Annotated in this window: 2 protein-coding genes and 2 pseudogenes; all 4 read right to left on the minus strand. The window is 57.0% G+C overall.

What is annotated here, in order from left to right:
* Positions 1 to 2,101: pseudogene (locus EAH74_RS32850) on the minus strand (hemagglutinin repeat-containing protein); the annotation flags it as partial.
* Between the two features lie 238 nt (positions 2,102 to 2,339).
* A pseudogene (locus EAH74_RS34065) lies at positions 2,340 to 2,441 on the minus strand (DUF6990 domain-containing protein); the annotation flags it as partial.
* A 35-nt stretch (positions 2,442 to 2,476) separates the two neighbouring features.
* On the minus strand, positions 2,477 to 2,713 hold the full coding sequence (locus EAH74_RS32855; protein WP_140684564.1) for a hypothetical protein: 237 nt from the start codon (positions 2,711 to 2,713) through the stop codon (positions 2,477 to 2,479).
* Positions 2,714 to 2,722: 9 nt separating this feature from the next.
* Positions 2,723 to 7,645: hemagglutinin repeat-containing protein (locus EAH74_RS32860; RefSeq protein WP_193560169.1), on the minus strand; the 4,923-nt coding region annotated here is incomplete at its 5' end.

The raw sequence follows: 7,645 nt of genomic DNA on the forward strand, positions 1-7,645 counted from the left end.
CCGCGCCAAGATTGCCTTTATTGTTGATGGTACTGACCGTGGCCGTACTGGCTGCGGAGGTGAGCATGGCGGTGAGGGCAGCGTTCGCCCAACCAGCGGCGACAGCTTGCGTCGCTGCGGTCGTTGCAGTCGCTGCGGTCGCTGCAGCGCCGGCTGCGAATGCGCTGCCCGCCCCTGCGTTTGCGGCAGAAGCCACGAAACCGGAGGCTGCACCGGCCGTGAAGTAGGTGACGATGATGATGATAATGATCATCGCCGGGCCACCCAGCCCGGAATGGCTTTCATCCCAGCTGTCATGCAGTTCTTTAACCCGGCGCCAATCCACATCGCCCCGCGCTTCAGCGTCTTTGAGCCAGGCCATACTCGGATCAGCTTGCACCATGGCATCGATTGCCTGGCTCACGCTTTGTTGGTTGATGTCTTTGATATCGATGTGCAGCCCATCAACCGCTTTGATGAGCGTCTGGCCTTTAGCAATCAGCTGGCTTTGCCGCAGCGTTTCGTCAACCTGGCCTTTGTTTTCCATGCTGGTCCACGCCCAGCTATTGCTGCTCTTGTCGTGGCTCTCCTGATGAGAATCCTTCACCGCCTCAAAGGTGATGGCTCCTCCACTGTCCAGCGTGATGTCCTTGCCGCTGTTGAGCTTCGCCACCTGATACCGCTGATCCCCACCGCTGACCAAGGTCAGGTTGCCCCCGGTGGTGATTTCACTGCCGATGTACTTCACATCGGTCACTTCGTCGCGCTGGGTTTTCTTCGCGCCGAAGGAGCCCTTCTTCTTCATGTCATACAGCGAGTAGTCGCTGTCTTGCGCCGCCAGCAGCTCGAGCTTGTCACCCGCCACCAGGTAGGCCTCATCCCCGGCGGTGACCTTGCTTGAGATCAGCGTCAAATCCTTGCCTGCATTCAGGGCAATGCTGCCCCCCGCAGTGACCGTCGTAGACACCTGACTGACATGATCCTCCTGACTCGTCACCTTCTTGCTCTTGCTGTACGAGTGCTGTTCATCCGCCGCCGAAGCCAGGGTCAAGTCGCCGACAGCGCTCATGCTCACATCGCGTTTGGCGTCGATCTGGCTGGCGATAGCGGTGACATCCCGTCCGGCGTTGACCTTCAGGTCCTGCCCGACATCAATGTCTGAGCCATATTGGGTAATGGTCTGATCCCGATGCAGCCCCTGCTCGCCGCTGACGATCTGTTCGGCTGAAGTGAGGTTGACGTCACGACCGGCAGTGATCGTGGTATCGGCACCGCTTTTCAGCACGCCGCCAACGTTGTTGATATCGCGTCCGGCGTTGAGGGTGAGCGAGTTTCCGGCTTCTATCCGGACAGCGTTGTCGACGAAGTCGGTGCGCTCGCTGCGATAGCCGCTGCTGCTTTCGTGGGTGGTGACGGTGCGTTCGTTGATCACGTCGCCCCGGGTGGCGGTCAGTGTGACGTCACGACCGGCGATGATGCCGCCGGCTTTGTTGACTATGTTGTTGCCGGCCTGCAGGTCGAGGCGATTGCCGGCTTCCACCAGGCCGCTGTTGACCAGGTCGTTGGTGGCGGTGGCCGACAGGTTGTTGGAGGCGCGCAAGGTGCCGGCGTTGTTCAGGTCTTTGCCGGCGATCAGGGTTACGTCGCTGCCCTGGATCAGGGCGCCGTTGGCGGCCAGGCGGTTGTTGGCGTTGGCCAGATACAGCACCGGCACCAGCACTTGTTCGCCGTTCACTTCGGCGTTTTCCATCCAGACAATGTCGTGGGTCAGGGCCGCGACTTGCTCGGAGGTCAGGCTGACGCCGAGCGACAGGTTGAGTTCCTGCTTGCTGGCGATGGCGTTGTTCATCAGGTATCTGAACAAGCCTTCGTCGCTGGTCTGGCCATCGATGAAGCGCTGGCCGGTGCGAGCCACTACCGCTTGCTGAATCAGGCGTTGTTCATAAAGGCCATCGCCCAGGCGCTTGGCACTTTGGTCGGGGTCGTAACCCAGGTTCGACAACAGGTAATCCGAGCTCATGAATTGCTTGAGGTTGGTGAGCACCGGGTTGGTTTCGATCAGGTACTTTTGTGGCTGGGATTTGTCCGCATTGCTCGGTAGGCCCTGCACGCGGTTGATGGTGATCGGTGTGCCAGCGCACTAGCCGCCGGCCCCAGCAAAACGACCGGCAAAATGTGCCCAAGAGTAGGCCCGCGTCCACCGACGACCTGGCGATTGCGGCACGCCAAGGTCCGGTTTACATACGTTTTCTGCGCATAAACGTGCCGTGGCAAACGGGTAGCTACTGCCCGGCCAGGATTATCCTAAGCTGGGTGGATAAAAACAACACCGGCGTGGGGCAGGTGTTGTGGTCGAGGGGTCACTGTAAATCCAGAGCCACCATAAGAGCACGCTCAAGCATTTGCGCATTGATATACGGAACAAAGCCCAATCTGTCACCCAACTCGAAACTGCGCTGATAACTTGAGAGACGGCCCCCCCCGACCCGTCATTTTTTCAATCCTTCGTGTTAGAAACATATGGATCGATTCCAGCCTGTATCAACCGTTTTTGTAAAGCGAACAACATTTTCATAGCGGATTCGTTACTCAGTAAAGCTTCTTGGACGTCCTGCTCTGAGATCTCATCTTCGCGCATAACAATCTGATGTGAACCGGCATCGTAACGTACAAAAAATCGGTCACCGCGAGCCCATATTTCCATGTCGCTAAGCTGAAATATTAGCTTATCCATAGCCACCTCTTATCGAAAAATATTAGAAACGGTGTAGCCGCCTGGCTGCACAGGGTTTATCACAGCTTCTGGCAAGCCTCCAGGACTAGTAAATCCACCAGGTCTCCAAAAGTCATTTGCACCAAATTCATTACCTGATGGAATGCGATATCCATCAGCTTTTGTAATATTCACCAGAACAGGGTTACCGCCCAAATACCCTTTATCAAGCCCTAAATATTGCTCCAACTTCGATACATCCCCGTTTGCGCGCAATATCGCGTCTTGCGCAACACTTTTAGGTAACACCCACGTCTCGCTCCTACCAATAGTCCCGGTAGGTGCAGTGGGTTGAATACGAACAACTCCCTCACCAAACATCTTGGCGTGCATCTCTCTATACGCTTGGGAAAGATAAGTTTCCGGAAGAGGTCGCTCACCTTTTTCGATTGATAAAATCCTCTTAATAATATCTGGATTTAACGTTTTCGCCGTGATCGGAGGGGGGACATACACCGGCACATCCGGATCCGGCATCAGATCCTGCAGCTTGTTGATGTCATTTTTGACAACGTTAATATCAAACGATGCGCCGATTTTCTTGACGGTGTTGACGGAGACATCGATCCCCATTCGCGAGAGGGTAAGCGCGCTGTTTGCTGAGCTACTACCCCCGCCAATCATCAGTTGTACAACCAGCGCCACCGCCTGGCCCATTTGTCTGCCGAGATTCTCTGCATTGGCATCGCCACCTTCAACGACTGCCGTGCCGATCTGATCAATTTGGGACTTGAACGCAGCAGCAACTTCTTTACCCAACAATGCCTGGGCTTCATCGGAAGCGGCAAACTCTTTGACAGCCTCCCAACTCTGCGCCGGGTCGGTCAAGAGCGTGACGGCGCTATCCAAAGTACCCAAGCCTGCGCCCGCCATGCCGTCCGTGAAGCCTTTGAGGACGCCCGAGCCAGTCAGCAGATCCTGCCGCAGTGAAGTGATCTGCCACTTTCCAGCGATCGCCAGTTTCTTGAGGATATTGGGTTCGGCGTCAATCTCTTTTTTCGCCTGCACGTATTGCTGCGTCGCCAACCAATTGTTATCAACGTTCGCCGTGGCCGCATTGTTGGCGGTAGCTGCACCGTTGGGGTTACTCATGGCCGCAATACCGGTCACCAGGCTGGTGATGATGTTGCGTTTGGCTTCTCGCTCCACTGCGGTTTCGTTCGGATCGGAATCCGCGAACAGACCCGCCAACACGCTGGCGGCAGAACCACCCAAGGCACCGGCCGAGCAACTCTGGTTGCTGGCAGCCGCACCGGCACAACCGAGAATTGCATGCAAGGCTGCGTGCTCAGGGCTACCTTCCTTCAGGCCCTTTTTCACCAGTTCGCCGATGTACGCCGAGCCTTGCTGCTGGACGTAGTTGACCACCATGTTTTGTGCGAACTGAGCGCCGCTGCCGGCCACATTTCCGCTGATACCGGCGACCAAGGCTGTTGCGATTTGCCGGTAGGTGCCGCCGGCTCCCCAGTTATCGCCGATCTCCTTGATTTGCTGATTGAGCACCAAGTAGTTCTCGTGGTGCTTTATCCGATCGTCGTCAGACAAGGTCTTATCATTCGATGCCGCTTTCTCCTTCTCGGCCAAGTCCTTCTTCTGATCAATTTCCCTAGCACGGCTCTCAATGTATTGAGAAACGTTCTGCACAAACTTGCCGACGATCTCGAAGTCCACGCCGATTTCTTGTGCGTCGAAAATCGGTTTGAGTTTGTTACTGCCATCGCGATCGCTGGAGACATCGGTATTGATTGCGGCAATTGCCTGTTCTGCTGTCTGACCGGTCAACTCCTTCTGCTTGACGGTATTGGTGATGGTGACCGCTGCGCCGCTGATCCCGCTGTGGGTGGTGCTGCTGGAACTGTCGCCGGCGAACAAGGCAATCGGTGTTGTAACGCTCACGCCATCCTTACTGGCAACGACTGGCCCGCCACGGTTGGCCGTGGCGCTGGCATTACCGTTGGCATCACGGCCAATATCGCCGCCGTACCCACCACTGAGGTTGATACTGCTGGCGTCGTACTGCGCCTTGTTCTTGATGTCAGAGCTGGTCAGCGTGCCGGTGCTCAGGGTGTTTTTGCCGTCGGCAACCGCTTTGTCGGTGCTGGCGATGACTGCGCCAACAAGATCGGTATTGCCGGTGACCTCAACCTGGAAACCGCCATTGCCGGCCTTGATGCCCGATTGTTCGCTAACGCTGGCGTACTCGCTTTGCATGTGTTGCTGGGCGATGCCGCCGCTGACGCTGCTGGTGCCATAACAGAATGGAGGAATGCAAAGGCTCACACCTACGTTGGCACTGGACTGCTGCGATTTGTAAGTGCTGGTGTCCTGCAAACTCTCGATATTGAGGTCGCCGCCGACTTTGACCTTGACCGTTTCACCGCTGGCGACTGCGCCCTTGATATTGGTATCGCCGCCGCTTTGCAGATTCAGCATATGGCCGGACTTGATCGACGTGTTGGTTTGGGTGACATCATCGCCATCGGCACTGCCGCGTCCCTTGTTGGCGGCCAGTTCAAAAGTGATGCCGTTGCTTTCACCAAAGCCGAAACCAATGCCGGCGCTCCAGCCACTGTTACTGTTGCTGCTTTCCTGATGTGCGGTGTTTTGCGCGGACAGCAAATTGATTGCGCCGTCGGCTTTAAGGGATACGTCCCCGCCACCTTCGATCCGGCTTCCAACCACATTGATGTCGCTGTCAGCACCGGCCCCAGTGGAGACGATGTTGATATTGCCGCCAGCTACCACGCCGCTGCCCACGACGTTACGACCACTCTGAGTGCTGGTCATATTGCTCTGGCTGTTGCTCAGATTGACGCTGACCTTAACGCCGGCTTTAGGGTCCTGCATTATGGCCTTGCCCGCGTCCATGGCCTGATTGGCACTCATTGCCGCATTCACCGCAGCCAACGCAACCATCCGATCATCACTGGTTTTCTGCGCCGCTTCGCCCATCTGCTGAATACCACGCAACGCGTCAAGCAGCGGAATGCTCACCGTTCCGCCAATGGCAGTACGGCTGGTACTGGCCGTTTTGGTGGAATTGAGGGTGTCGAAACCGGCCTCGATGTCGACATGTTTGGCGGTAATGCCAATATCACCCAGAGGTGTGACCAACTGACTGGCGGTTTGGGTGTAATGGTCGCCCGCCGTGAGGCTGATGTTGCCGCCCAACGACGCGATCTGACTGCCCGACTGTCGGGTAGAGGTGTATTGATCGGCTTCTTTCTGCTTGACGATCCCTGTCGCCCCCTGCCACCAGGAGCCTATTTCACCGACTTTTTTACTGCCGGATTTGGAGCTCGAAGTCTCGGTACTTTCAGCACTAGTAATCTCCAGATTGCGACCGGCATCGATGCCGATGTTCTTGTCGGCCACCAGCGTACTGCCCTCAACAACCGTGTCGCGGCCACTCTTGATCTGAATGCTGCCGCCACTGATATCACTGCCGATGCTTTGGGTTGAGGTCGTTTGCCCTTGTTGCGATTTTTGTGTGGAAGACAGCAAGCCCGTGAACGTTGCACTGGTCTTGCTGGAGCTTTTCGACTGTGTGGTTGTTTGAGTTTCCTCGCCAGCACCAATCAATACATCGTTGCCGGCGGTGAGTTTCACCGCCTCTTCAGCACGCAAAGCCGCGGCCGTCAGCGAGATGTCGTTATCGGCTTTCAGCTCGATGTTTTTGGCGACCAACTCGGTGCTGTTCAAACGGGTCTGCGTGACTTCCGAACTGCTGGACTTGCTGGAGGACCAGCCCTTTTTAGATGAGGCGTTGGCCTGGCTTGCGTAGTCTTCGGCGGCATCGAGATTGATATCGCGGCCAGCGGTAGCGAGCAATGTCCCATCGCTATTGAGCGTGGCGCCGGTGGCGTTGAAATCCTGCCCGGCAGAGATCACCAGCTTGTTCCCTGCCTCAACACTCGAACTGACAGACATGACGCTGTCGGTTTCGGTCATCGTAGACTTTTTCTTACCCCACGAGCCTTTCTTGGTTTTCGAGTAGTAGGAGTAGTTGACGTTGTCCGCTGTCTCCAGATTCACGTCATTGCCGGCGTACAAATAGGCCTCATCCCCCGCACTCACTCGGCTGGCGATCAGGTTCAAATCCTTGCCTGCATTCAGGGCAATGCTGCCCCCCGCAGTGACCGTCGTAGACACCTGACTGACATGATCCTCCTGACTGGTCACCTTCTTGCTCTTGCTATACGAGTGCTGCTCATCCGCCGCCGAGGCCAGGGTCAAGTCGCCGACAGCGCTCATGCTCACATCGCGTTTGGCGTCGATCTGGCTGGCGATGACGGTGATATCCCGTCCGGCGTTGACCTTCAGGTCCTGCCCGACATCGATGTCTGAGCCATATTGGGTGATGGTCTGATTGCGGTGCAGACCCTGCTCGCCGCTGACGATCTGTTCGGCTGATGTGAGGTTGACGTCACGGCCGGCGTTGATGGTGGTATCAGCACCGCTTTTCAGCACGCCGCCAACGTTGTTGATATCGCGTCCGGCGTTGAGGGTGAGCGAGTTTCCGGCTTCTATCCGGGCAGCGTTGTCGACGAAGTCGGTGCGCTCGCTGCGATAGCCGCTGCCGCTTTCGTGAGTGGTGACGGTGCGTTCGTTGATCACGTCGCCCCGGGTGGCGGTCAGCGTGACGTCACGACCGGCGATGATGCCGCCGGCTTTGTTGACTATGTTGTTGCCGGCCTGCAGGTCGAGGCGATTGCCGGCTTCCACCAGGCCGCTGTTGACCAGGTCGTTGGTGGCGGTGGCCGACAGGTTGTTGGAGGCGCGCAAGGTGCCGGCGTTGTTCAGGTCTTTGCCGGCGATCAGGGTTACGTCGCTGCCCTGGATCAGGGCGCCGTTGGCGGCCAGGCGGTTGTTGGCGTTGGCCAGATACAGCAC

The sequence above is a fragment of the Pseudomonas mandelii genome, from assembly GCF_006438925.1.
Classification (GTDB): domain Bacteria; phylum Pseudomonadota; class Gammaproteobacteria; order Pseudomonadales; family Pseudomonadaceae; genus Aquipseudomonas; species Aquipseudomonas mandelii_C.

Bases quoted from the DNA above. Each gene is read 5' to 3' on its own strand.
- EAH74_RS32855 (WP_140684564.1), bottom strand. From the start codon at position 2,713: ATGGATAAGCTAATATTTCAGCTTAGCGACATGGAAATATGGGCTCGC.